At 61.4% G+C, this 24,659-nt stretch carries 26 protein-coding genes; 22 read left to right on the top strand and 4 right to left on the bottom strand.

Annotated elements, in window-relative coordinates:
* The 3 genes from EV561_RS08465 to EV561_RS08455 form a co-directional block, all read right to left on the bottom strand.
* Entirely contained in the window at nt 1-1,095 is a 1,095-nt protein-coding gene (locus EV561_RS08465; protein ID WP_132520024.1) for a microcin C ABC transporter permease YejB, read from the bottom strand.
* A 164-nt stretch (nt 1,096-1,259) separates the two neighbouring features.
* Nucleotides 1,260-3,095, bottom strand: a complete 1,836-nt coding sequence (locus EV561_RS08460; RefSeq protein WP_132520021.1) for an extracellular solute-binding protein — start codon at nt 3,093-3,095, stop codon at nt 1,260-1,262.
* Between the two features lie 105 nt (nt 3,096-3,200).
* Nucleotides 3,201-3,836, bottom strand: a complete 636-nt coding sequence (locus tag EV561_RS08455) for a TetR/AcrR family transcriptional regulator (RefSeq protein ID WP_132520018.1) — start codon at nt 3,834-3,836, stop codon at nt 3,201-3,203.
* A gap of 38 nt (nt 3,837-3,874) precedes the next feature.
* Here EV561_RS08455 and EV561_RS08450 point away from each other — a divergent pair, with 38 nt between their 5' ends.
* The 7 genes from EV561_RS08450 (at nt 3,875) to EV561_RS08420 (ending at nt 10,584) form a co-directional block, all read left to right on the top strand.
* On the top strand, nt 3,875-4,444 hold the full coding sequence (locus EV561_RS08450) for a hydrolase (protein ID WP_132520015.1): 570 nt from the start codon (nt 3,875-3,877) through the stop codon (nt 4,442-4,444).
* Between the two features lie 135 nt (nt 4,445-4,579).
* Nucleotides 4,580-5,635 carry a penicillin-insensitive murein endopeptidase gene (mepA, locus tag EV561_RS08445; protein WP_132520012.1) on the top strand — a complete coding sequence of 352 codons (1,056 nt, stop codon included), beginning with the start codon at nt 4,580-4,582 and terminating at the stop codon, nt 5,633-5,635.
* Nucleotides 5,636-5,759: 124 nt separating this feature from the next.
* Nucleotides 5,760-6,134, top strand: coding sequence for a methylglyoxal synthase (locus EV561_RS08440; RefSeq protein ID WP_132520009.1), 375 nt, complete (start codon nt 5,760-5,762; stop codon nt 6,132-6,134).
* Nucleotides 6,135-6,171: 37 nt separating this feature from the next.
* A complete protein-coding gene (locus EV561_RS08435) occupies nt 6,172-7,197 on the top strand; it encodes a glucokinase (RefSeq protein ID WP_132520006.1) in 1,026 nt (341 codons plus the stop codon).
* A gap of 93 nt (nt 7,198-7,290) precedes the next feature.
* Entirely contained in the window at nt 7,291-9,078 is a 1,788-nt protein-coding gene (locus EV561_RS08430) for an ABC transporter ATP-binding protein (protein ID WP_132520003.1), read from the top strand.
* A 23-nt stretch (nt 9,079-9,101) separates the two neighbouring features.
* Nucleotides 9,102-9,926 (top strand): 4-hydroxy-tetrahydrodipicolinate reductase, encoded by an 825-nt coding sequence (gene dapB / locus EV561_RS08425; protein ID WP_132520000.1) that lies wholly within the window; start codon nt 9,102-9,104, stop codon nt 9,924-9,926.
* A gap of 22 nt (nt 9,927-9,948) precedes the next feature.
* Complete coding sequence (locus tag EV561_RS08420; RefSeq protein WP_132519997.1) at nt 9,949-10,584, top strand: 2,3-bisphosphoglycerate-dependent phosphoglycerate mutase; 636 nt, start codon at nt 9,949-9,951, stop codon at nt 10,582-10,584.
* A 66-nt stretch (nt 10,585-10,650) separates the two neighbouring features.
* Here the strand turns inward: EV561_RS08420 and phnF are convergent, their stop codons facing one another.
* Nucleotides 10,651-11,388, bottom strand: coding sequence for a phosphonate metabolism transcriptional regulator PhnF (gene phnF, locus EV561_RS08415; RefSeq protein ID WP_132519994.1), 738 nt, complete (start codon nt 11,386-11,388; stop codon nt 10,651-10,653).
* A 95-nt stretch (nt 11,389-11,483) separates the two neighbouring features.
* Between phnF and phnG the strand changes: the two genes are divergently transcribed.
* The 15 genes from phnG (at nt 11,484) to EV561_RS08340 (ending at nt 24,448) form a co-directional block, all read left to right on the top strand.
* Complete coding sequence (gene phnG, locus EV561_RS08410) at nt 11,484-11,960, top strand: phosphonate C-P lyase system protein PhnG (RefSeq protein WP_132519991.1); 477 nt, start codon at nt 11,484-11,486, stop codon at nt 11,958-11,960.
* Nucleotides 11,960-12,568 carry a phosphonate C-P lyase system protein PhnH gene (gene phnH, locus EV561_RS08405; protein WP_132519988.1) on the top strand — a complete coding sequence of 203 codons (609 nt, stop codon included), beginning with the start codon at nt 11,960-11,962 and terminating at the stop codon, nt 12,566-12,568. Before phnG ends, phnH begins: the two co-directional genes overlap by 1 nt.
* Before the next feature lie 4 nt (nt 12,569-12,572).
* Complete coding sequence (locus tag EV561_RS08400; protein ID WP_132519985.1) at nt 12,573-13,682, top strand: carbon-phosphorus lyase complex subunit PhnI; 1,110 nt, start codon at nt 12,573-12,575, stop codon at nt 13,680-13,682.
* Nucleotides 13,679-14,557 carry an alpha-D-ribose 1-methylphosphonate 5-phosphate C-P-lyase PhnJ gene (locus EV561_RS08395; protein ID WP_132519982.1) on the top strand — a complete coding sequence of 293 codons (879 nt, stop codon included), beginning with the start codon at nt 13,679-13,681 and terminating at the stop codon, nt 14,555-14,557. The genes EV561_RS08400 and EV561_RS08395 overlap by 4 nt, the downstream gene beginning before the upstream one ends.
* A complete protein-coding gene (phnK, locus tag EV561_RS08390; RefSeq protein ID WP_132519979.1) occupies nt 14,554-15,330 on the top strand; it encodes a phosphonate C-P lyase system protein PhnK in 777 nt (258 codons plus the stop codon). Before EV561_RS08395 ends, phnK begins: the two co-directional genes overlap by 4 nt.
* A 24-nt stretch (nt 15,331-15,354) precedes the next feature.
* A complete protein-coding gene (gene phnL, locus EV561_RS08385; RefSeq protein WP_132519976.1) occupies nt 15,355-16,062 on the top strand; it encodes a phosphonate C-P lyase system protein PhnL in 708 nt (235 codons plus the stop codon).
* Nucleotides 16,059-16,676: a DapH/DapD/GlmU-related protein gene (locus EV561_RS08380; protein ID WP_132519973.1), complete on the top strand. Its 618-nt coding sequence runs from the start codon at nt 16,059-16,061 to the stop codon at nt 16,674-16,676. The genes phnL and EV561_RS08380 overlap by 4 nt, the downstream gene beginning before the upstream one ends.
* A 321-nt stretch (nt 16,677-16,997) precedes the next feature.
* Nucleotides 16,998-17,852, top strand: a complete 855-nt coding sequence (gene phnC, locus EV561_RS08375) for a phosphonate ABC transporter ATP-binding protein (protein WP_207910516.1) — start codon at nt 16,998-17,000, stop codon at nt 17,850-17,852.
* A 94-nt stretch (nt 17,853-17,946) separates the two neighbouring features.
* The gene (gene phnD, locus EV561_RS08370; RefSeq protein WP_132519967.1) at nt 17,947-18,852 is read left to right on the top strand and encodes a phosphonate ABC transporter substrate-binding protein; all 906 of its coding nucleotides are present in this window, start codon (nt 17,947-17,949) and stop codon (nt 18,850-18,852) included.
* 83 nt (nt 18,853-18,935) lie between these two features.
* Nucleotides 18,936-19,898 carry a phosphonate ABC transporter, permease protein PhnE gene (gene phnE / locus EV561_RS08365; RefSeq protein WP_132519964.1) on the top strand — a complete coding sequence of 321 codons (963 nt, stop codon included), beginning with the start codon at nt 18,936-18,938 and terminating at the stop codon, nt 19,896-19,898.
* Between the two features lie 7 nt (nt 19,899-19,905).
* Entirely contained in the window at nt 19,906-21,246 is a 1,341-nt protein-coding gene (phnE, locus tag EV561_RS08360; protein ID WP_132519961.1) for a phosphonate ABC transporter, permease protein PhnE, read from the top strand.
* A 138-nt stretch (nt 21,247-21,384) separates the two neighbouring features.
* Nucleotides 21,385-22,080 (top strand): DUF1045 domain-containing protein, encoded by a 696-nt coding sequence (locus tag EV561_RS08355; protein WP_132519958.1) that lies wholly within the window; start codon nt 21,385-21,387, stop codon nt 22,078-22,080.
* Between the two features lie 11 nt (nt 22,081-22,091).
* Nucleotides 22,092-23,231: an alpha-D-ribose 1-methylphosphonate 5-triphosphate diphosphatase gene (locus EV561_RS08350; RefSeq protein WP_132519955.1), complete on the top strand. Its 1,140-nt coding sequence runs from the start codon at nt 22,092-22,094 to the stop codon at nt 23,229-23,231.
* Nucleotides 23,228-23,830 carry a phosphonate metabolism protein/1,5-bisphosphokinase (PRPP-forming) PhnN gene (phnN, locus tag EV561_RS08345; RefSeq protein WP_132519952.1) on the top strand — a complete coding sequence of 201 codons (603 nt, stop codon included), beginning with the start codon at nt 23,228-23,230 and terminating at the stop codon, nt 23,828-23,830. Before EV561_RS08350 ends, phnN begins: the two co-directional genes overlap by 4 nt.
* Before the next feature lie 153 nt (nt 23,831-23,983).
* The gene (locus tag EV561_RS08340) at nt 23,984-24,448 is read left to right on the top strand and encodes a DUF1801 domain-containing protein (RefSeq protein ID WP_132519949.1); all 465 of its coding nucleotides are present in this window, start codon (nt 23,984-23,986) and stop codon (nt 24,446-24,448) included.
* Nucleotides 24,449-24,659: the final 211 nt, after the last annotated feature.

The raw sequence follows: 24,659 nt of genomic DNA, 5'->3' as shown, positions 1-24,659 counted from the left end.
TCAGACATCCCTCCGCTCGAAATCGATGCGCGGATCGACCCAGGTATAGAGAAGGTCGGAGATGAGGCCGACGAAAAGGCCCATCAGCGAGAAGATATAGAGCGTGGCGAAGACGATCGGATAGTCGCGGTTGACGATCGAGAGATAGCCGAGGCGGCCGAGCCCATCGAGCGAGAAGATGTTTTCGATCAGCAGCGAGCCGGTGAAGAAGGCCGAGATGAAGGCGCCGGGAAAGCCGGCGATGATGATCAGCATGGCATTGCGGAAAACGTGTCCGTAGAGCACCTGCCGCTCGTTCAGCCCCTTGGCGCGCGCCGTGATGACATACTGCTTCTTGATCTCCTCGATGAAGGAATTCTTGGTGAGCAGTGTCGTGGTCGCGAAGGCGGCGAGCGAGAGCGAGATCAGCGGCAGTATGAGATGCCAGACGTAGTCGAAAATCTTCTGATACCAGTGCAGGTCCCAGAAATTATCCGAGACCAGACCGCGGAGCGGAAACCAGTCGAAGAACGAGCCGCCGGCAAAAATCACGATTAGCAGAATGCCGAAGAGGAAGCTCGGCACGGCATAGCCGACGATGATCACGCCCGAGGTCCAGACATCGAAGGTCGATCCGTCCTTTACCGCCTTGCGGATGCCGAGCGGGATCGAGATCATGTAGGAAAAGATCAAAATCCAGACGCCGAGCGACATGGAAACGGGCAGTTTATCGAGGATGAGATCGAGGACGGGCGTGTTGCGGAAGAAGCTCTCGCCGAAATCGAAGCGGATATAGTTCCACATCATCTCGCCGAAGCGGGTGAGCGGCGGCTTGTCGAAGCCAAACTGCTTCTCGAGCTTGGCGATGAGTTCGGGATCGAGTCCCTGCGCGCCGCGATAGCGCGAGCCGCTGTCGTCGAAGGATTGCTGGTTGGCGAGATCGCCGCCGGCGCCGGACAGGCGGTCAGAGGCGCTGTCGCCCTGCCCTGTCAGCTGGGCGATGACTTGCTCGACCGGGCCGCCAGGGGCAAACTGCACGATCGCGAAGGAGATCGCCATGATGCCGACGATGGTCGGTATCATCAGCAGAATGCGCCGGATGATATAGGCACCCATCAGCCTGCCGCTCCCTGAAGAGCGAGACGCGCCCGCCGACCCTGCATCACCCTATCGATCAATCCGCCTACCTCTTTATCCGCAGCCCTTGGGAAACATCGCAAATCGCTGCGATTCGGCATGGGCCATTTGGACCCCAGCGCGCACAGCAATGCAAGCACCTGCTACTTTGCCGCCGATTTCGACCACCAGACATCGGGGAAGCCGATCGCGTATTTCGGCAGCTCGGGCAGATGCTCGAACTTGTCCCAATAGGCGATGTTGTAGTGTGTCGTGTAATACATCGGCACGACGTAGTGGTTGGCGAGGAGCACGCGGTCAAGCGCCTTTACCGAGGCCTTCTTCTCCTCGAAGTCCTGCGCGAAGATCACCTTGGGGATCAGCGCATCCACGGCAGGATCCATGATGCCGGCGAAATTATGCGATCCCTTGCGCGACGCCGCAGCCGAACCCCAGAAATCCGCCTGCTCGTTGCCTGGGCTCAGCGTCTCGCCCCAGACATACCAGATCATGTCGTAGTCGAAATTCTGGACGCGATTGATGTATTGCGAGGTATCGACGGTGCGCACCCGCGCATCGATGCCGATCTTCTTCAGGTTCTGGGCGTATGGCAGCGCCACGCGTTCCAGAATCGAGCTGTTCAGCAGGATTTCGAAGGATAAGGGCTGGCCGGTCTTGGCATTGACCATCTGATTGCCCTTCAGGGTGTAGCCAGCCTGCTTGAGAAGCTCGAGCGCACGGCGAAGGTTGTCGCGCGATTTCTGCGGGTCGCCGCCAACTGGGTTGGTGTAGGGCGTCGTGAAGACCTCCGGCGGAACCTTGTCCTTGATCTCATTCAGCAACTCCAGCTCCTTGCTCTCGGGCAGACCGGAGGACGCAAGCTCCGTCCCGAAGAAATAGCTGTTCACCCGCGTATAGGCGTTGAAAAGGACATTGCGGTTGAGATCTTCGAAATCGAAGGCGTAGTTCAGCGCCTCGCGCACGCGCTCGTCCTTGAACTGGTCGCGCCGCATGTTCGGCACCATTGCCTGCATCACGCCGGATGCGCGCAGCGGATTGGGCAGTTCCTCGCGCTTGATGCGCCCGTCCTTGGCAGCCGGGAAATTATAGCCGGTCGCCCATCGGCTTGCTTGATTGTCCATCCAGTAGTCGGTATTGCCCGCTCGGAAGGATTCGAACTCGACGTCCCGGTCGCCGTAATAGGTGTAGGTGATCGAACCGAAATTGTTCTGGCCGACATTGACCGGCAGGTTCTTGCCCCAATAGTCGTCACGCAGCTCGTAGCGGATGGTCGAGCCGGCCGTAAAGGAGGCTATCTTGTAGGGGCCTGAGCCCATGACCGGCTCCAGCGTCGTGCGGGTGATGTCGCGCGGCTTGCCATCAGGACCGGTCCCTTCCCACCAATGCTTGGGAACGATCGGAAATTCGCCGAGGATCATCGGCAGCTCGCGATTGCCCTTCTGGTCGAAAGTGAAGGTGACATCGCGGTCGCCGGTCTTCTCCGCCTTCGTCACATGTGCGTAATAGGCCGTATAGAGCGGGTTCAGCTCCTTGTTATTGTTGAAGCTGAAAATGACGTCTTCAGGTGTCACGGGCGTGCCGTCCGCCCATTTCGCTTCAGGGCGCAGCCGGAAGGTGGCACTCGATATATCGTCCGGAACGGCGACGCCTTCTGCCAGCAACCCATAGGATGCAGCGGTTTCGTCATCGGAATGCTTCAGCAATGTGTCGAAGACGGCGCCTACGCCGGCAGCGGGCGCGCCCTTCTGCAGCAACGGATTGAAGGTATCGAAGGTGCCGTCGTCCGACAGCTTGAGATCGCCACCTTTCGGAGCATCGGGATTTGCATAGTCGAAATGCTTGAAACCAGGCTGGTACTTCAGGTCACCGATAATGGTGGTCCCGATCTTGAACTGCGGATCGTCCGCCCGCGATGTTGCCGTCGACGTCAACAGGCAGATGAAAGAAAGAGCCAAACCCGCTGATCGCACCAATGCCATGCAAAACCCCTGCCATTTTGTCGTTTGAATCAAGCATAAGACAAATGAGGGCAAAAAACAGGACGGTTTTGCTCATCTCTTCGCCGATGCAAAGATTAGCAGGAATCACCCCTTCGCAGACGCCTCCTCCAGCCGTTTGCGCAGCATCAGGCGCAGTTCCCTGACAAGACGCTGATCCTCTACGGCATCGGGATCGCTGGCGGTCGTCACCGCAATCCGCAGCAATTCCAGGATGATCGCCGAGAGCAGCCCGACATCGTCGATGACAGGCGGCTGCGCGCGCCGCAGCAGGGAGGCGAGGTGCTCCTTGAGTTCGGCGCGCGAGCGTGCCTTTCGATCTCTCGGAACATCGCGACGACCCGCAAGGACCGGAAATTCCGGAAATTCCTCGATGAAGGCGGCCAGCCGGTCAAAAATCTCCTCGCCGATATCGGCCGCAGACAGGCCGTCGGCCTTCTCACCAATATCGCGCAGCACCGCCTTCAATCGTTCGAGGCGGTCGATATGCAGGTCTTCGGCAAGTAGCGGCTTGGTCGGGAAAAACTGGTAGAGCGAGCCGATGGAGGAGCGGGCCTCGGCGGCAATCTCCGTCATCGTTGCGGCATCGTAACCCCGCTCGCAGAAGACTTTCGCCGCTGCCTCCAGCAGCACTGCGACGCGGTCATGGCCGCGCTGACGCTTCGGAACACGCGCTTTCGGCTCCTCGCTTGACTTTTGCGAGGCCTCCTTCATATCTTGCATTGTGAGGATACCCTCATGTTTCTTTCCGGAGCCTTCCCATGTCTCTTTACGATCCCAAAACGACCGCCCTTGTTTCGATAGATCTCCAGGGTTTCGTCCTTGGCCGCGCGCTTGCCCCCCATTCCGCACAGCAGATCGTCGACAATACGGCAGCAATCGCCAAAAAGCTGAAGGCCGATGGCGGCACCACCGTATTCGTCACCGTCGGATTTTCTTCGGACTATGCCGACGCTGTCAACCAGCCAGTCGACGAAAGCACGAGCTTTCCTGTCGGCGGCCTGCCTGCCGCCGCTTTGCTGCCGCCGCCGGAAATCGCTAAACTGACGCCCGACGTTTCGGTGCTCAAGCGCAATTGGAGCGCATTCTACGGCACCGATCTCGATCTTCAGCTGCGCCGCCGTGGCATCAAAACGGTCATTTTGACCGGCGTCGCAACGAATTTCGGTGTCGAGGGAACGGTGCGTGACGCCTATGCGCACAATTACGCCGTCATCGTTGCCGAAGACGCGACCACGACCTTCACGGCCGAGATGCATGATTTTTCCTGCACCAGAATCCTGCCGCGGCTGTCGCGCGTCCGCAAGACCGCGGAGATCCTTTCCAACTGAAACACAGAGCGCCCGGAGCCGGTTTCGGCGTAACTGTCGATTCATAAGGAAACACAGATTCACCAAAATCGCTTTTCAAGCTAGATTCGGTTGCAAATCACCTCGGCAATAGCCGGCAAGCTTGCAAGGAACGGCATGATCTTCCGTTTGGCTCGGACCCTCAGCGCATTAGCCCTCGCCGCAAGCATCGGCGCGGGCCTTACTGCCGGCGATGTCGCGGCTCAGCAGAAGACCCCGACGCTCGGCAGCGCGAAAGCGATCTTCGGCGCTGTCGGCCTGCCGACCAAGGGTCCGGCGCAATCGATCGGCTTTTATGCCAAGGGCTGCCTTGCCGGCGGGGTCGCGCTGCCGACCGACGGGCCGACCTGGCAGGCCATGCGGCCTTCGCGCAATCGCCGCTGGGGACGGCCGGACATGATCGCGTTCCTGGAGCGCTTCTCACAGGATGCCGCAAAAAATGACGGCTGGCCCGGCCTTCTCGTCGGCGACATATCGCAGCCGCGCGGTGGCCCGATGTTCAACGGCCATGCCTCACACCAGATTGGGCTCGATGCTGATGTCTGGCTGACGCCGATGCCGCCGCGCACGCTGACGGCGACCGAGCGCGAGACCATGCCTTTCACGACCATGCTCGACAAGAACAAGTTTCTGACCGTCGATGACAGCGTCTGGACCGAGTCCCACGCGCGTCTATTGATGCAGGCGGCAAGCTATCCGCAGGTCGAACGCATCTTCGTCAATCCGGCCATCAAAAAGAAGATGTGCCAGAGCTGGACGGGCGACCGCTCCAATCTCGGCAAGCTGCGTCCGGAATACGGCCACGATTCGCATTTCCATATCCGCCTTCGCTGTCCGGCCGGCTCGATCGGCTGCAAGCCGCAGGCGCCGGTTGCCGCCGGCGACGGTTGCGGCAAGCCGCTGGCCTGGTGGTTTACCAAGGAACCATGGGCCAAGCCGAAACCGAAGCCGCCTGGCGTTAAGCCACCACCGAAGCCGCGCGACGTGATGGTCTCGGATCTTCCGAAAGCCTGCCAGACGGTCCTCGATACGCCATCCGTCGCTTCCGTGAAGGCAGCGACCTTCGGCGGCACGTCAGCGACGGATTCGCCAGCGGCGGTCGAGCCTGTTTCTGGCGCATCCGCGGGTGATACGCCACCGGGTGATCTGCCCTTGCGGCCAACGCAGCAATAGGACGTCATATCAGGGGAAACCCTTTCCGGTTCCCCCTTTCCGGGTCCCATGTCTTTCAAACACTAAACTGTTGGTATAGAAGGCTGTCAAATCGATTAAATACCGGATGCGGTTGGAGGTTTTCATGGCTGGCGAGAAGTGCGTTGCGCTGATTGCGCATGACCAGAAAAAGGAAGACATGGCGGATTTCGCCCGCCGCAACCGGGACATCCTCGCCAAATGGCGGATCGTGGCAACCGGCACCACGGGCGGCCGCGTCATCGACGCCGTTCCTGATCTCTCCGTGACGCGGCTCAAAAGCGGTCCGCTCGGCGGTGACCAGCAGATCGGCGCGATGATCGCCACGGGCCAGATCAACGCGCTTATTTTCTTTGTCGACCCGCTCACGCCAATGCCGCATGATGTCGATGTGAAGGCCCTCATGCGGCTTGCCATCGTCTATGATATTCCAATGGCCCTGAATGCGGCGACCGCCGAACGACTGATCAAGACCCTTTAAGACCAATCCGCCTGCCGGCGGCAACACGGATCCGGCCATGCCACAGCTCAACCATAGTGATGCACCCCTGCCCTTTCCCATTCTGATGGGCGATATCGGCGGAACGAATGCTCGTTTTTCGATCCTCGCTGATGCCGGCGCGGAGCCAATCCACTTCCCGAACCTGCATGCCGCCAGCTTCGAGACGATCGACGAAGCCATTCAGAAGGGCGTGCTGGACAAGTCTGCCGCGCGTCCGCGCTCGGCAGTGCTTGCCATTGCAGGCCCGATCAGGGGCGATGAAATCCCGCTCACCAATTCCCATTGGGTCGTGCGACCGAAGACGATGATCGGCGATCTCGGTTTCGAGGACGTTCTTGTCATCAACGACTTCGAGGCGCAGGCGCTGGCGATCGCTTCCCTCACCGGCGATGCCCGCGAAGCGATCGGTCCCACGCAAGCCGACATGATGGCCTCCCGCGCAGTTCTTGGTCCGGGCACCGGCCTCGGTGTTGCTGGCCTCGTACACGCTCAGCATGCCTGGATCCCGGTTCCGGGTGAAGGCGGCCACATCGATCTTGGCCCGCGCAGCGCCCGCGATCTGCAGATCTGGCCGCATCTCGAAGAGATCGAAGGCCGTATTTCCGCCGAGCAGGTGCTCTGCGGCCGTGGCCTGCAGAACCTCTACCACGCAATCTGCAAGGTCGACGGCATCGAGCCCACGCTGAAGGAGCCGGCCGACATCACCACTCATGCCCTGGCAGGCACTGATAAGGCAGCGGAAGAGACGGTCTCCCTCTTCGTCACCTATCTCGGCAGGCTGGCGGGCGATGTCGCGATGCTCTTCATGGCGCGCGGCGGCGTCTATCTCTCCGGCGGCATTTCGCAGAAAATCATCCCGGCGCTGAAGAAGCCGGAATTCCGTGCGGCTTTCGAGGACAAGGCGCCGCATTCCGCAATGCTGCGCACGATCCCGACCTATGTTGTCACCCATCCGCTGGCGGCGCTTGAGGGCTTGTCGTCCTATGCCCGCGCGCCGGGCAGTTTCGGTGTCGCAACCGAAGGGCGTCGGTGGCGCAGCTGAGCACAGTCTAGCCAAAGCCCCGCTAACTCTTTATAGAGCCGCGAAGACCATGAGCCTTCGCGGCTCGCATGTTTCTACACAGGAAGCCGATTGTTGAAATCGCCCGAGACCAAGAAAAGCGTCAGCAGCGAAACCGTGACAGGTATCCTGAAGCGCATCATTGCCGAGAACGGCCGTGAGCACATTTGGGGCTATGCTTTTGCCATCGTCTGCCTGATCATCGTTGCGCTTTCCACTGCGTTTACGGCTTGGATCATGCGTTCGATCATCGACGAGGCCTTCGCCAACCGCCGTGCCGATGTCGTCTGGATCATCTGCCTGTCGATCTTCATCGCCTTCGTCATGCGCGGTTTTGCGAGCTACGGACAGGCAGTCGCGCTTTCCAAGGTCGGCAACAATATCGTCGCCCGCTACCAGCGCCGTCTCTATTCCCATCTCATGACCCTGTCGGTCGGCTATTTCAACGAGGCGCGGTCGGCTCATATCGCCGCCCAGGTCAGCCAAAATGTCAGCGGCATCAGAGACGTGATGAACCTGACCATTACGTCGACGGCGCGTGATCTGCTGACCTTCATCTCCTTGCTCGGGGTGATGCTATTCCAGGATCCGCTCCTGAGCCTCGCGGTATTCATCATGGCGCCGCCGCTGCTTTACGCCCTTCGCTACGTATCGAAGCGGCTGCGCGCGGTGACGAAGGAAGCCGTCCATCTCAATAGCCACGTTCTCGGCGCGATGCAGGAAACCATTCAGGGTATTGCGATCGTCAAGGCCTTCACGATGGAGGCAGAGCTTGAAAACAAGGTCAACAAGATCATCACAAAGGCGGAAAGCCGCGCAAACCGTATTGCCCGCCTTTCCGAGCGCACATCGCCGCTGACGGACAGTTTTGCCGGATTTGCCGTTGCGAGCGTGCTTGCCTATGCGGCCTATCGCTCGATCTATCAGAACGTCCTGCCCGGCGCCTTTTTCTCCTTCGTGACCGCATTGCTGCTTGCCTATGACCCCGCCCGCCGCTTGGCGCGCCTGCAGGTTCAGATGGAGCGCGCGGTCGTCAATGCACGAATGATCTACGACATTCTCGACATGGAGCCGCGGCAACGCGACCTCCCGGATGCCAAGGATCTCGTGGTTACCGAGGCTAGGATCGAATTCCGCGATGTCAGCTTTGCCTATGCCAATGGCGAAGTTGTCCTCAACAAGGTCAGCTTCGTCGCCGAAGGCGGGCGAACTACGGCACTGGTCGGTCCATCGGGCGCCGGCAAGTCGACGGTCATCAGCCTGATCCCTCGCTTCTATGATCCGCATGAAGGCCAGATCCTGATCGACGGACAGGATATCAGCCGTATCACCAAGAGCTCCCTGCGCCAGCACCTCGCCTATGTTTCGCAGCAACCCTACCTATTCGAAGGTTCGATCCGCGACAATATCCGCTACGGCCGGCCGGAAGCGACGGACGCCGAGGTCGAGGATGCAGCCCGGCTGGCTTATGCGCACGACTTCATCGTCGCGCAGCCGCAGGGCTACGACACGCCGGTCGGCGAAAACGGCGTGACGCTCTCCGGCGGCCAGCGCCAGCGGCTTTCGATCGCGCGCGCCCTGGTGCGCAACGCGCCGATCCTGCTGCTTGACGAGGCGACCTCGGCGCTCGATACGGAATCGGAAGCGGCCGTGCAGAAAGCGCTGGACGAGGCAATGAGCGGGCGCACTGTCGTCGTCATCGCGCATCGGCTTTCGACGGTCGTGCGGGCGGAAAAAATCGTCGTCATGCAGCAGGGCAGGATCGTCGAAGAGGGCAACCACGAGACGCTTGCGCAGGCGCCGGACGGACTCTACGCTCGTCTCAACAATCTACAGAGACCAGCCGCATCCGGTCATTTCTAGAACCCTGACAGCAGACGGATATTATGAGCGACAATGCGATGAAGCTGGTGGTGGTGGGTGCTGCAGGCCGCATGGGCCAGGCGCTGATCCGGATGATCCATGAGACCGCGGGCGTTACCCTGCATGCCGCGATCCAGCGCGAAGGTTCTCCGTTCCTCGGCAAGGATGCCGGCGAGATCGCTGGCCTCAGACCGATCGGGGTCCCGATCACCGACGATCCGCTTTCCGCCTTCCTGCATGCCGAGGGCGTGATCGACTTCACCAAGCCGGCAGCGACGGTCGCCTTTGCCGGGCTTGCTGCACAGGCGCGCATCGTCCATATCATCGGAACGACGGGCTGCTCGACCGAAGACGAAGCGAAGATCAAGGCTGCCGCGCGTCATGCCCGTGTCGTCAAATCGGGCAATATGGGTCTCGGTATCAATCTCTTGAGCGTGCTGGTCGAACAGGCGGCGCGGGCGCTGCCGCCGGCCGACTGGGATATCGAGATCCTCGAAATGCATCACAAGCACAAAGTCGATGCGCCCTCGGGCACGGCGCTACTTTTGGGGCAAGCCGCAGCACAGGGCCGCGGCATCGATCTTGCTGACCATTCGGTGCGGGTGCGCGACGGCCATACGGGACCGCGCGTTGCTGGTACGATCGGTTTTGCGACGCTGCGCGGCGGCTCCGTCATCGGCGATCATTCGGTGATCTTCGCCGGCGAAGGCGAGCGCGTAACCCTGTCACACAATGCGGGCGACCGTTCCCTTTTCGCGCGCGGCGCCGTGCAGGCAGCGCTGTGGGCGCGCGACAAGAAACCAGGCCATTACTCCATGCTCGACGTTCTCGGGCTTTCTTCACGTTGACCTTAATTCGGAGGCATATTTCATGAGCGGCACACTCGTCCTCGTTCGCCACGGGCAGAGCGACTGGAACCTGAAGAACCTTTTCACCGGCTGGAAGGACCCTGATCTGACCGAAGTCGGCATCCAGGAGGCAGTGACCGGCGGCCAGGCGCTCGCCGACTACGGCATCCAGTTCGACATCGCCTTTACCTCGGCGCTGACGCGCGCTCAGCACACGCTGAAGCTCATCCTCGACAAGGTCGGCCAGACCGGGCTCGAAACCATCAGGGATCAGGCCCTCAACGAGCGTGACTATGGCGACCTGTCCGGCCTCAACAAGGACGATGCCCGCGCCAAGTGGGGCGAAGAACAGGTCCATATCTGGCGCCGCTCCTATGATGTGCCCCCTCCGGGCGGCGAAAGCCTGCGCGACACCGGCGCCCGCGTCTGGCCCTACTACCTGACGGAAATCCTGCCGCGCGTGCTTGCCGGCCAAAAGGTGCTGGTCGCCGCTCACGGCAACTCGCTGCGCTCGCTGGTCATGGTGCTCGACCGCCTGAGCAAGGAACAGGTGCTGTCGCTCAACCTCGCGACCGGCGTGCCCATGGTCTACAAGCTCAAGGCAGATTCGACCGTCGCTTCGAAGGAAGTGCTCGGCGATATGTCCGGCGCGCATTAAGCGCATCTAAGCCTTACGCATCAAACCTTCTCCCCGCGTCGCCGGGGAGAAGTGCCGGATTCGCTGCTAATTCTCGATCGTGAACTGCACCCTATCCGCCGCAAAGCGGGTGATGGAATATTGCACCGGCTTGTCGTCGAGATCGGTGTTCATCGCGCGGGTGATCAGGATGATTGCGCCCGGCGACAGTTCGAGATCTGTGAGATCGCCGGTATCGGCATGGGTTGCCGTGATTTCGGTCTTGGCGCGAATATAATCCGACAGGCCCAGTTCCCGGAAAGCCTTGGTGATCGATCCGGTCATCCGATAGACATCGCCGATGCCCGCAAAGCGGTCGGCCGGAAACCAGCTTGTCGCCCGAGAGACCGGACGCTGGTCGGCTTCGCCGCGCGTTTCGAGCCGGATGACATCGTCTCCGGGGCGCAGATGCAGCCAGCGCGCGATCTCGGCATCCGCCTTTTCTTCGGCAAGGTCGAGGAGTGTCGCGCGGGTCTCCCTCGCCTGATCGCCGATGCCTTGCGAAAAGCGCGTTCGCTTCGAGATCGGGAAATTCAGTCGCTCCTTGCGCTCGATCAGCGTGCCACGTCCCTGGACGGCCCGGACCACGCCTTCCTGCGCCAGTGCGGCCAGCGCACTCCTGACGGTGTGTCGGTTGACCCCGAATTGCAGCGCCAGCACCGTTTCCGGGGGCACCATGCCGGTCGAGTCGAAATCGCCGTGATTGATCGATGCGCGAATACGGTCGGCAATCTGCCGCCAGAGCGCTACGCCCGTCTGTCTCTGTACCTGCTTCTGCCCTGCCATCAGATTCCCGTGTCATACGCTTGTCATGTCGCGCCACTATCTGTAAGACTATCTTGTATAGTTGTCTATATCAATAGACATTTTGAGGTGGCAGGATGAATTCAGCACAAAGGCATCAAGCGGCAGCCCTGGAGCTTCGCGAACGCAAGCGTACGATCGATCTCTTGGCCCGCGCGGAGCACGAAGAGCTCGATGCAGCCTGGAGCGGGCTAGCAAGCAAACCGGACGTGCACCCCGTGCGCGGCCCCGAAACGGGTCTCGTCATGGTGCGCGGCCGCATCGGCGGCGGCGGATCTCCCTTCAATCTCGGCGAAGTCACCGTGACGCGCGCGACCGTCCGTCTCGGCTCCGGGACGGTCGGCCATTCCCAGGCGCTGGGCACGGACCGGGAGAAGGCGCGTCTCGCGGCTGTCTTCGATGCGCTCTGGCAGGAGCCGGCAACGAAGGACCTCGTCGAAAGCACGATCCTGACACCGGTGGCAGAGCGCATTACCGCCGGCAATCGCAAGAAGGCGGAGGAGACTGCGGCGACCCGCGTCGACTTCTTCACCATGGTTCGCGGAGAAGACTAATGAGCCTCAGCAACGAAGCACTGACCGGCGGCTTTGCCGAGCCGGTCTATAATGCCCAGAGCGTCTTCAAGATGCTGATGGACGCAATGGCCCGTCCGGGCACGATCCAGACCGTTGCTCCCGAGGTTGTGCCACCGGCGCCGCTCGGGCTTGCAGCCGGCGCGATCGCCCTGACGCTCTGCGATCACGACACTCCCGTCTGGCTCTCCGCCACTCTTGGCAAATCGGCCGTTCCGGCATGGCTCGGCTTTCATACCGGCGCAACGATGACCGACGACAGGCTGGAAGCCCGCTTTGCGCTCGCAGAAGCCGTCACGACGCTTTCCTCCCTCGGCCAGTTCTCGGTCGGCACCCAGGAATATCCGGATCGCTCGACGACACTCATTCAGGAGATCGAAAGCCTCGAGGGTGGCGCCGAATTCGCCCTTTCCGGCCCCGGCATTCGCGACATCAGCATGATTGCTCCCAAGGGGCTGCCGGAAAATTTCCTCAGAGTGTGGAATGAGAACCGCGCGCAGTTTCCGCGCGGCGCCGATCTCGTTCTGACCGCCGGCCGGCATTTCCTCTGCCTGCCGCGCACCACGAAGATAACAGCAACGGAGATGTGACCCCATGTATGTTGCCGTAAAAGGTGGCGAGGCCGCCATCGCCAATGCCCACCGCCTGCTCGCAGATCGTCGTCGTGGCGACCGGTCTCTTCCCGCGATCGGCATAGACCAGATCGTCGCACAGCTGTCGCTCGCCGTCGACCGCGTCATGGCGGAAGCTTCGCTTTACGACCGCACGCTGGCAGCGCTCGCCGTGCGCCAGTCGCGCGGAGACATGATCGAGGCGATCTTCCTGCTGCGCGCCTATCGCACGACATTGCCGCGTTTCGGCTATTCGAACCCGCTCGACACGGCCGACATGAAGATCGAGCGCCGCATCTCGGCGACCTACAAGGATCTGCCGGGCGGCCAGCTTCTCGGCCCGACCTTCGACTACACGCATCGTCTGCTCGACCCGACTCTTCTCACCGACGCGCCGGTGGACGAGCCGGTGAACCGGCCCGCCGAAGACGGCCGGACGATGCGCGTATCGGAAATTCTCGCACAGGAAGGCCTGATCGAGAGCGATGGCGAATTGCCGCTCGACCATGAGACCGGCGACCTGACGCGCGAGCCGATGGAATTTCCGATGAGCCGCGACCTGCGCCTGCAGGCGCTTGCGCGTGGCGACGAGGGCTTCCTTCTAGCGCTCGGCTATTCGACGCAGCGCGGCTACGGTCGCAACCATCCCTTCACCGGCGAAATCCGGATCGGCGACGTCGAGGTCGAAATGGATATGCCCGAGCTCGGCTTTGCCGTCTCGCTCGGCGTGATCCAGGTCACCGAATGCCAGATGGTCAACCAGTTCAAGGGTTCGGCCAAGGCACCGCCGCAGTTTACCCGTGGCTACGGCCTCGTCTTCGGCCAGAGCGAACGCAAGGCCATGGCGATGTCGCTGGTCGACCGCGCCCTGCGCACGGAAGAGTTCGGCGAGGATGTCACAGCGCCGGCCCAAGACGAGGAATTCGTCATGTCTCACTGCGACAACGTCCAGTCCACCGGCTTCGTCGAGCATCTGAAGCTGCCGCATTATGTCGACTTCCAGGCCGAGCTCGATCTGGTGCGCCGCATGCGCCGCGACTTCGAAGCAGCACGCGACGCCGGCAAGGATCCCATTCAGGAGGCTGCGGAATGACCGAGCTTGCTACCTACAACTTCGCCTATCTCGACGAGCAGACGAAGCGGATGATCCGCCGCGCGATCCTGAAGGCGATCGCCATTCCCGGCTACCAGGTTCCCTTCGCCTCGCGCGAAATGCCGATGCCTTATGGCTGGGGCACCGGCGGCGTGCAGGTTACGGCCTCGATCATCGGCCCGGAAGACGTGCTGAAGGTCATCGACCAGGGTGCTGACGACACGACGAACGCGGTCTCGATCCGCGCCTTTTTCCAGAAGGTCGCCAATGTCGCTGTTACCACCCATACCGGCGACGCCACGATCATCCAGACGCGCCACCGCATTCCGGAAGAGAAACTGAAGGCAAACCAGGTGCTGGTCTACCAGGTGCCGACGCCGGAACCGCTGCGCTTTCTCGAACCGCGCGAGACCGAGACCCGCAAGATGCATGCGCTCGAGGAATACGGCCTCATGCATGTGAAGCTCTACGAGGACATCGCTCGCAACGGCCGCATCGCCACGACCTACGACTACCCGGTCAAGGTCAACGGTCGCTATGTGATGGACCCCTCGCCGACACCGAAATTCGACAATCCGAAAATGCACATGTCGGATGCGCTCCAGCTCTTCGGCGCCGGACGCGAAAAGCGCATATACGCGGTGCCGCCCCATACCCAGGTCGTCAGCCTCGACTTCGAGGACCATCCCTTCGAAGTCCAGCGCTTCGACAAGCCCTGCGCGCTTTGCGGCGCCGAACAGGTCTATCTCGACGAGGTCATCCTCGACGACAAGGGCGGCCGCATGTTCGTCTGCTCCGACACCGATCACTGCGAAGACCGCCGGGCGCACGGCCATGTCGGCGCGATGCTGGCCCAGAAGGAGGCTGCGGAATGAGTGATACACCACTCCTGAAGGTGAGCGACGTCTCGAAGTTCTACGGCAACCGCATCGGCTGCCAGAACGTGTCCTTCGAGCTGTGGCCGGGCGAAGTGCTTGCGATCGTCGGCGAATCCGGCTCGGGCAAGACGACATTGCTGAACTGCATTTCGACGCGGCTGATGCCGACGACGGGTATCGTCGAATATCACATGCGCGACGGCAGCTACCGCGACCTCTACCGCATGAATGAGGCCGAGCGCCGCTTCCTGATGCGGACGGACTGGGGATTTGTGCACCAGAACCCGGCTGACGGGCTGCGTATGACCGTGTCTGCCGGTGCCAATGTCGGCGAGCGTCTGATGGCGATCGGCAACCGGCACTACGGCAACATCCGTTCCACAGCAGTCGACTGGCTGGAACGCGTCGAGATTGACGCAGACCGTATCGACGACCAGCCGCGCGCCTTCTCCGGCGGCATGCGCCAGCGCCTGCAGATCGCCCGCAACCTCGTCACCGGCCCGCGTCTCGTCTTCATGGATGAGCCGACCGGCGGTCTCGACGTATCGGTGCAGGCGCGCCTGCTCGATCTCGTGCGCGGCCTCGTCCAGGATCTCGGCCTTGCAGCCATCATCGTCACCCACGACCTCGCGGTTGCCCGCCTGCTCTCCCATCGCATGATGGTGATGAAGGACGGGGAAGTGATCGAACAGGGCCTCACCGACCGCGTGCTCGACGATCCGCGCGAGCCCTACACCCAATTGCTCGTCTCCTCGATCCTCCAGGTCTGAGACGGAAGAACGGAAAGAACAGCCATGGCAACGCCCCTCGTCGTTTCCGAAGTCCATAAGAGCTTCACCATGCATCTGCGCGATGGCATACGTCTGCCCGTCGTCGCCGATGTCTCCTTTTCCGTCGCCGCTGGCGAGTGTGTCGTGCTTGGCGGTCCGTCCGGCATCGGCAAGAGCTCGCTGCTGAAGATGATCTACGGCAATTATGCCGTGGATGCTGGCCAGATCCTCATCAATCACAAGGACAGGATCGTCGATCTTGCGACCGCCGACCCGCGCACCGTTCTCGACGTGCGGCGCCAGACGCTCGGCTATGTCAGCCAGTTCCTGCGCACCGTGCCCCGTGTCGCTGCGATCGATGTCGTTGCCGAACCCTTGCTTGCCCGCGGCGAAAGCCAGTCGGTCGCCAAGCAGCGGGCGGCCGATCTGCTGGCGCAGCTCAACCTGCCGGAAGAACTCTGGCAGCTTCCGCCCGCCACTTTCTCCGGCGGCGAGCAGCAGCGTGTCAACATCGCCCGCGGCTTCATCACCGACCATACGATCCTTCTGCTCGACGAGCCGACGGCATCACTCGATGCGCGCAATCGCGGCGTAGTCGTCGAGATGATCGAAGAAAAGAAGAAGGCGGGCGTTGCCCTGCTCGGCATCTTCCATGACACAGAGGTCCGCGACTCCGTTGCCGACCGCATTCTCGACGTCAGCAAATTCTCACCCAGAAAGACCGCCGCATGAGCCGCAAGCTGGGCGAAACGCCCTATATCCACGAAACCGCCCGGGTGAAGGACACCACCCTCGGCCGCTACACCGAAGTCTCGGAGCGTTGCCGCATCGACGAAGTCGAGATGGGCGACTATTCCTATATCATGCAGGACGGCACCGTCTGGTGCGCGACGATCGGCAAGTTCGTCAACATCGCGGCTGCGGTGCGTATCAATGCCACGAACCATCCGACCTGGCGCGCGACGCTGCACCATTTCACCTACCGTGCCGCAGACTACTGGCCGGACGCCGACATGGAGACGGACTTCTTCAGCTGGCGTCGCGATAACCGTGTCACAATCGGCCACGACGTCTGGATCGGCCATGGAGCAACCATCCTGCCCGGCGCCAATGTCGGCAATGGCGCCGTGATCGGAGCCGGTGCGGTCGTCTCGAAGGACGTCGCCCCCTACACGATCGTGGGTGGCGTGCCTGCGAAACTCATTCGCGAGCGCTTTACCAGGGAAATCGGCGAGAGGATGGACCGGATCGCCTGGTGGGACTGGGACCATACAAAGCTGCGCGACGCGTTGCAGGATTTTCGCGCGCTGGGCGCAGAGGATTTCCTGGTCCGCTACGGCGGCTGACCGGATCGGATCGGGACGGATTTCGCGGCGATCGAGCCCCGTTAATACACTGTCACAATCAACGCCGCGGGCGGCGAAAAAAGAAAACCATCGAGCGAGGGCGGAGCAACTCCACCCTCGCCGGTGGTGCTTGCGTGTCATCAGTTTGTTGCGCCTTTTGCGCCCAAAACGCCTGCAAACTCTGGCCTAACGTCAGTTTATCGCCGGAAAGAACGGCAAAGCCATTTGTGACAATGCTTACATAAAACTGACATTTGAGCTTCATGAAGCAAGTCTAAGCCCTTCCCTCGACGCAGGCTAGAAATACGAAGGAAGAGCATGATGTTCGAGCTAAAGAATGTCTCCCGCCGTTTCGGAAACAAGCTGGCCGTAGATTCCGTAAGCCTTGAAATTCCGCAGGGACAGATGGTCGGCATTATCGGCCGCTCGGGCGCCGGCAAGTCGACGCTGCTGCGCATGATCAACCGCCTTGCCGACCCGACCTCGGGCTCCATCCATTTCGGCGGCGTCGAAGTCTCCGCCCTTAGCGGCCGCAAGCGTCGCGACTGGCAGCGCGATTGCGCCATGATCTTTCAGCAGTTCAATCTGGTGCCGCGCATCGACGTGCTGACCAACGTCATGCTGGGACGCCTGAACCAGCGCTCGACCGTGCTCAGCCTGCTCAACGTGTTTACCCGTGAGGAACGCATCGACGCGATCACGGCTCTGGAGCGGCTCGGCATCGAGCAGACCGCCATGCAGATGGCCGGCACGCTTTCCGGCGGACAGCAGCAGCGCGTGGCGATCGCCCGCGCCCTGATGCAGAAGCCGAAGATGATGCTGGCGGACGAGCCGATCGCATCGCTCGACCCGCTCAACGCCAAGATCGTGATGGACGCGCTGCGCGACATCAACGAGCGCGAAGGCATCACCGTCATCACGAACCTTCATACGCTCGACACGGCGCGCAACTACTGTGAGCGCATCGTCGGCATGGCGGCCGGCAAGGTCGTCTTCGACGGCGCTCCATCCGATCTGACCGCCGACGCGGTCAAGGCGATCTACGGCACCGACAAGGACGGCGCCGGCATCGACGAAAGCATGACTTCGACCAGCATCAACATTCCCGAATTGCCTGCGGCCGCCGCGGCAAACGCATCCGCCGGCGCGCAACCGCTGGCAATGGTCGGCCTCTGAGGGAGCCGACCAAGATCGAGAGCCCGCGTAAAGGGCGCTTCTCTTCTAGACGCAAGACCATCCGGGGACACCGGTCAATCAGGAGACGACACCCATGTTGAAGAAGACTCTTCTCGCAGCCACGGCGCTTCTCGCGCTCGTCGGTTCTGCATCCGCAGCCGACCTCAAGGAATTCCGCGTTGGTATCCTTGGCGGCGAAAACGAAGCCGACCGCCTGCGCAACTATGCTTGCCTCGCCGACCACCTGAAGGAAACCTTCGGTTTCGAAAAGGTATCGCTGTTCCCGGCTGCCGACTATGACGGCGTTATCCAGGGCCTTCTCGGCGGCACGCTCGACTTCGCCGAACTCGGCGCTTCCGGCTATGCAGCCACCTACATCAAGGACCCGAACGCCGTTACCCCGATCCTGACGACCCAGCAGACGGACGGCTCGACCGGCTACTACTCGATCGGTCTCGCTCTGAAGTCCTCCGGCATCAAGACGATCATGGACGCCAAGGGCAAGAAGCTCGGCTACGCCGATCCGGATAGCACGTCTGGCTACCTCGTTCCGCTGACGCAGATCCCGAAGACCACCAACATGCCGAACGACAAGTTCTTCGGCTCGACCCAGTTCAACGGCGGCCACGAGAACAACCTTCTCGCCGCTTATGACGGCAAGGTCGACGTTGCCGTCGACGACTCTTCGGGCCTCGGCGATTTCAAGGACGGCTTCACGTCCGGCACCTTCCGCAAGGAAGTCGACAAGGGCTCGGTTGATCCGAACAAGCTCGTCGAAGTATGGCGTTCGCCGCTGATCCCGAACGGCCCGCTGGTCGTCTCGAACAAGATCGGCCAGGAATGGCAGGGCAAGCTGGCCGACTTCTTCACGAAGCTGCCGCAGACCGACGCCAAGTGCTTCTCCGCCATCGAAGGCGGCGACTTCAAGGGCTACGTTCCGGTCAAGCAGGAATTCTACAACGCTGTTATCGACATCCGTAAGGCTGCGATCGGCGGTTGATCCGCATGCATACTAGGGCGGCCGGCTGACGGCCGCCCTTTCCATTCTCGCCGTTTTCCGGTTCCAGTACGGGCGAATTCTTCATGACCTTTGCCGATCCCCAGCAACACCTCAGTGCCCATGACATCGGCGAGGCCTGGCGCAAAGTTGTTGCGCGCCGCCGGATGTATACTGGTTTCGGCCTTCTCCTGCTGGTCGTTGCCTTCGTCTCCTCGGTTCAGTTCGCCAACGACAGCAATGCCGGGCACTTCTTCGACCGCCTGCCCCATCTCTTCGATTTCACGACCTGGTTGATCCCGAAGGACTGGAACGACGTCTGGCGCGCGCTGTTCGATATCGCCAGCCCGAACAATCCGGGCACCGGCGGCGAAGAGTGGAACTTTCCGGAAGGCCGCGTCTATATCTGGGGCAGTTTCTACATCCCCGAATATTTCGAGCTGATGATCATCACCTTCAACGTGGCGCTGGTCTCGACGCTCGTCGGTTTTATCTTTGCCGTGCCACTCTCCTTCCTGGCCTCGCGCAATCTGACGCCCGCCTGGCCGGTTCGCCTTGTCGTCAAGCGCTTCATGGAAGTCTTGCGCGCCTTTCCGGAGATCGTCATTGCCGGCCTCTTTGCCGCGATCGTCTCGATCGGCCCCGTCTCCGCGATCATCGCCGTGGGCCTGCATTCGATCGGCGCGCTCGGCAAGCTTTTCTACGAAGTGGTCGAAAACGCCGACATGAAGGCCGACGAGGGCATCCGCTCCGTGGGCGGCAGCTGGACCGAACGCGTCCGCTTCGCCGCCCTGCCGCAGATCCTGCCGAATTTCATGTCCTACGCGCTGCTTCGCCTTGAAATCAACGTTCGCGCATCGACCATCATCGGCGCGGTCGGCGGCGGCGGTATCGGCCAGGAGCTGAAGCTGGCGATTTCACGCGGCTTCGGCCCAAAGGCGCTCGCGCTGATCCTTCTGCTTTTCCTCACCATTCTTGCCGTCGATCAGTTTTCTGCCTGGCTCAGACGGCGCCTGGTCGGCGAGCACGCCTTCCTGCTGCAACATTGAGGATTCCATGACGATGACAAACGCAAGCCATGCGGCATCGATCGAGGAGCGCTTCCCGGAAGCCTTCAATCCTCCTTTCCTCAAGCGCTTCGGCCCGCTTTTGACGGTCATTGCGCTGATCCTCTACGGCATCTACTCCGTATGGTTCTTCGATATCCCGAAGATCGTGGCGGAAGCCCATTGGGAGCGTGTCGGCCTCTATCTCGGGGAATGGATCAGCTACGACGTGCAGCCGGAGTTCCGGCTTTCCGGCAGCAAGATCACGCCGCGATATCCCCGCTTCTCTCCGCTCGGCGACGATCCGCATCCTGATTGGGTCACGCAGAATGCAGATGGCACGGTCACCGTAGATGTCGGCGGCACGCAGAAAATGGTCACGCTCAGCAAAACAGAGGTGACCGTTCTCAATCACGGCCAGAGCGTCGTGGTCGCGCTGACCAGCGGCCAACCCAAGGTCGTCGGCACTCCGCCGGCCTGGATGACCGTCTATGACGACAATGTGCTTGCCAACCTCGGCTTTGCCGGCGACGTCAGCATCGACGTCGATCGCGTCAAGATCCGCAAGCGCTTCCTTGGCTGGCCAAACTTCATCTTCGACACGCAATCGAAATTCTTCGGCAAATCGGCCAGCGAAGTTGCCACGCTGCTGATCAGCGGTCCGCAGCTTGAGAAGGGCACCTCCAACTGGGCGCTCGCCTTCGACAATTTCTGGAACAATAGCGGCTGGCAGCACGGTGACGTTATCACCAAGCTGCTACAGACGATCGTCATGGCCTTTCTCGGAACGCTGCTGGGCGCCGTCTTCAGCTTCCCCATGGCTTTCCTGGCAGCGCGCAACATCACCCCGAACCGATTTGCAAATCACCTGTTCAAACGCTTCTTCGATTTCCTGCGTTCGATGGACATGCTGATCTGGGCGCTGTTCTTTACCCGCGCCTTCGGTCCCGGCCCCTTGGCCGGTAGTGCGGCGGTCTTCTTCACCGAGACCGGCACGCTCGGCAAGATCTACTCCGAAGCGCTAGAAAATATCGATGACAAGCCGCGCGAGGGTGTTTCCTCGACCGGCGCGGACAATGTTCTCGTGCAGCGCTACGGCGTGATGCCGCAGATCGTGCCTGTCATTGTCAGCCAGACACTCTACCAGTGGGAGTCGAATGTCCGCGGCGCCACCATTATCGGCGCGGTCGGCGCAGGCGGCATCGGCCTCAAGCTCTGGGAGGCGATGGCCACCAATGCGAACTGGGAAAACGTCGCTTACATGGTGCTTTTGATCCTGATCGTCGTCTTCCTGTTCGACATGGCATCGAACGCATTGCGTACGCGCCTGATGGGTCCGAACGTCCGTTAAACATTGCTGAAAAATGATGGCGGACGCCGCTCCGCCATCATCATTCTGTCATGGAAATCTTTTAGCGCAGGGCCGTGTTGCGGTTCGTCGCCAAATCACCCATCAGTATGGCCGCCGCCGATTTCCAAGGATATTCCCTTGCGCTACGCACTCTATTTCACGCCTCCGAAGGACGACCCGTTGACCGGACTGGCTGCGCGCTGGCTCGGTCGCGATGCTTTTTCCAACGATAGTTTTCCGGCTACCGGTTCCGGCGATATTTCCGCCGATGAGCAGCGCGATATCACTGCCGAACCGCACCGCTACGGCTTCCATGCCACGCTGAAAGCGCCTTTCGAGCTGGCTGCCTCAGTGACCGAGCGCGATCTGATGGCGGTCGTGGAAGATTTTGCAGCCCGCACGCCGGCCTTCACGCTTCCGGAACTGGTGCTGGGCCAGCTTGGCCGCTTCTTCGCGCTCGTGCCGGGTGCCTTGTATCAACCGCTGCAGGATTTCGCCGCCACTGTTGTCAAATCCTTCGAGCCTTTCCGTGCGGCCTTGTCGGAGGCTGATATAGCCCGGCGCAAACCAGAAAGCCTCAGCGAAGCGCATCGCAACAATCTCCTGCGCTGGGGCTACCCGTATGTTATGGATGAATTCCGTTTTCATATGACGCTGACGGGCCAGGTCGCGCCTGAGCGGCAGGCCGTTGTTCACGATCTGCTTCGCGAGACCTTTGCCGCCCATACCGGTCGCCCGATTGCGATCTCCGGCCTCGCCGTCTTCGTCGAAGAGGCGCGCGGTGCGCCGTTCACCGTCCACTCCTGGCTGCCGCTCGCCGGCGCCCAAAGCTGAAAGTGACTGCAATGTCCAAAGAGACTGTCCTATCGAACGCCCGCATCGTCCTGGAAGATCAACTTCTCTCGGGCTCGGTGCTGATCCGCGACGGCAAGATCGCCGACATTTCGGAAGGACACTCCACGGTCGGCGAGGATTTCGAGGGCGACTACCTGATACCCGGTCTCGTCGAATTGCATACCGACCATCTCGAATCACACTATTCGCCGCGTCCGGGCGTTCGCTGGAACAAGACGGCAGCCATCCAGGCGCATGATGCGCAGGTGGTGACCTCGGGCATCACCACCGTCTTCGATTGTCTGCGCATGGGCTCGGATGAGGACGGCGGTTTCGAAAAGGGCGAGATGCGCGACATGGCCGACGCCATCCAGCAGGCACAGCGCGAGGACCGGCTGCGTGCCGACCACCTCATCCACCTGCGCTGCGAGGTGTCGGCCGACAACGTGCTCGACCATTTCCACGATTTCGAGAACGACAACTACGTCCGTCTCGTCTCGCTGATGGACCATGCGCCCGGTCAGCGCCAGTTCCAGACGATGGACCAGTACATCTTCTACTATCAGAAGAAGCGCGGTCTGAGCGACGAGGCATTCGCGCGTTTTGTCGCCAAGCGACAGGAAGAATCGGCCAAATATTCGAAGCCGCACCGCGACGTGCTCACGAAGATCTGCCACGAGCGCGGCATCACCATTGCCAGCCATGACGACGCAACGCTCGACCATGTCGACGAAGCGATCGGGTATGGCGTGCGCCTGGCGGAATTCCCGACCAGCGTCGAGGCTGCCAAGGCCTCGCACAAGGCGGGCATGAGCGTTCTGATGGGCGCTCCCAACATCGTTCGCGGCAAGTCGCACTCCGGCAATATCGCAGCCCGCGATCTCGCCGAACTCGATGTGCTCGATGTACTTTCCTCCGACTATGTGCCGCTCAGCCTGCTGCACGCACCCTTCATCCTGGCCGACGAAGTCGAGGCGATCTCGCTGCCGAAGGCGATTGCGATGGTGACGGCGACGCCTGCGCGCACCGTCAGCCTCGACGACCGTGGCCGCATCGCAACCGGCCTGCGCGCCGACCTGGTGCGCGTCCGCCGCGACCACGGCGTGCCGGTGACGCGTTCGGTCTGGCGCGAAGGACGGCGTGTGGCATGACGGCGAGCCCCAACATTCACAGCGCGGCCGACATGCCCGGTACGAAGGCGGGCATGATGGTCGTGGTCGTCGGCCCGAGCGGCGCGGGCAAGGACACGCTGATGAATATTGCGGCCGAGCATTTTGCCGGCCGGCGCGACGTGCATTTCGTGCGCCGCGTCATTACGCGGGACGGTGAGGCCGGCAATGAGGATCATTTGAGCGTTTCCGTCGCCGAGTTCTTCGCGATGGACCGGGCCGGCAGCTTTGCCGTCTGCTGGGACGCCCATGGCCTGAAATACGGCATTCCGGCTGCCGTGCGCCAAGAACTGTCGCAGGGGCATCTTGTGATCGCCAACGGCTCACGTTCCGTGCTCGACCGGTTCCAGGCAGCTTTTCCCCGGCTAAAGGTGCTGAACATCACCGCCCGGCCCGAGGTTCTGGCGGAAAGGCTGATCGCACGCGGTCGGGAGACACGCGAGGATATCATCAAGCGCCTTGAGCGCGGCTCGCTGACGGTTCAGGACACCTATGACGTGACCGACATCGACAATAGCGGCAAGCTCGAAGATGCCGCGCGCACGATCGTCGAAAAGTTGGAAGCCCTGCTGAAAGGCTAAGGCCGTCCACCTCGCCGCAGCCGTCACTTGGTTGGACGCTCATTGGGTCTAGACCCCTGGACGACAACGTAAACTCTCGCCTAGGCTGCCGCCTGTGAGTGTCGAGGCAAACCGAACCGCGGATGCCACATCACGAATTAGATCGGTGGGACCATGACAGCAAAAAAGGACGCTGGAACGCCGCAGGAAAAAGGTGCCGAGCTTTTGGTCGCGATGACCGGCAAGGCGAGTCCCGCGAAAGCGGCCGAAGGCGACAAGCCGGTATTTGCCTATATCCAGAGCCTTCCCGAACCGCAGAAGAGCATTGCCAAACATGTCGATGCCTTGGCCGCCAAGGCACTGCCGGACCTCAAACGCGCGGTGAAATGGGGAATGGCTTACTATGGCGTTCCCAATGGGTGGTGCTTCACTTCCGGCGCCTTCGTCGGTCACCTGAAGCTGATGTTCATCCGGGGCAACGAGCTGCAACCAGAACCCCCGGTGACCCCGATCGGAATGGGCAAGGCCACGCGTGGCGTCGAATTGACCTCCATGGACGAGCTCGACGAAGACCAGGTGCTCTCGTGGATGGCTCAGGCCGCCGAGAAACCGTTCGTCGGGGGTAAGAAGAAGAAATAGCTCCTGGCTGCTTAGCGGGTCACCCGAATGCAGCCCGAGGCCGTAACGACGGTCTACCTACCGGAATCTCGGAATCGGCCTTCGGCCCGAGCGCCAGCTGATTGAGTACGAACCCTAGCACTACTTTGGCAGAATTGAATTTAGGTTCATTTGGAACCTGATACGGCAGTGTGGACATCGTTGTGGTGGATGGTGGTTTGAGAGTGCGGCT

Origin of the sequence: Rhizobium sp. BK376 (genome assembly GCF_004341625.1) — a bacterium.
In the GTDB taxonomy this organism is placed as follows: Bacteria; Pseudomonadota; Alphaproteobacteria; order Rhizobiales; family Rhizobiaceae; genus Rhizobium.
The sequence above is the reverse complement of the archived record's forward strand: the minus strand, read 5'-3'. Positions and strand labels throughout refer to the sequence as shown.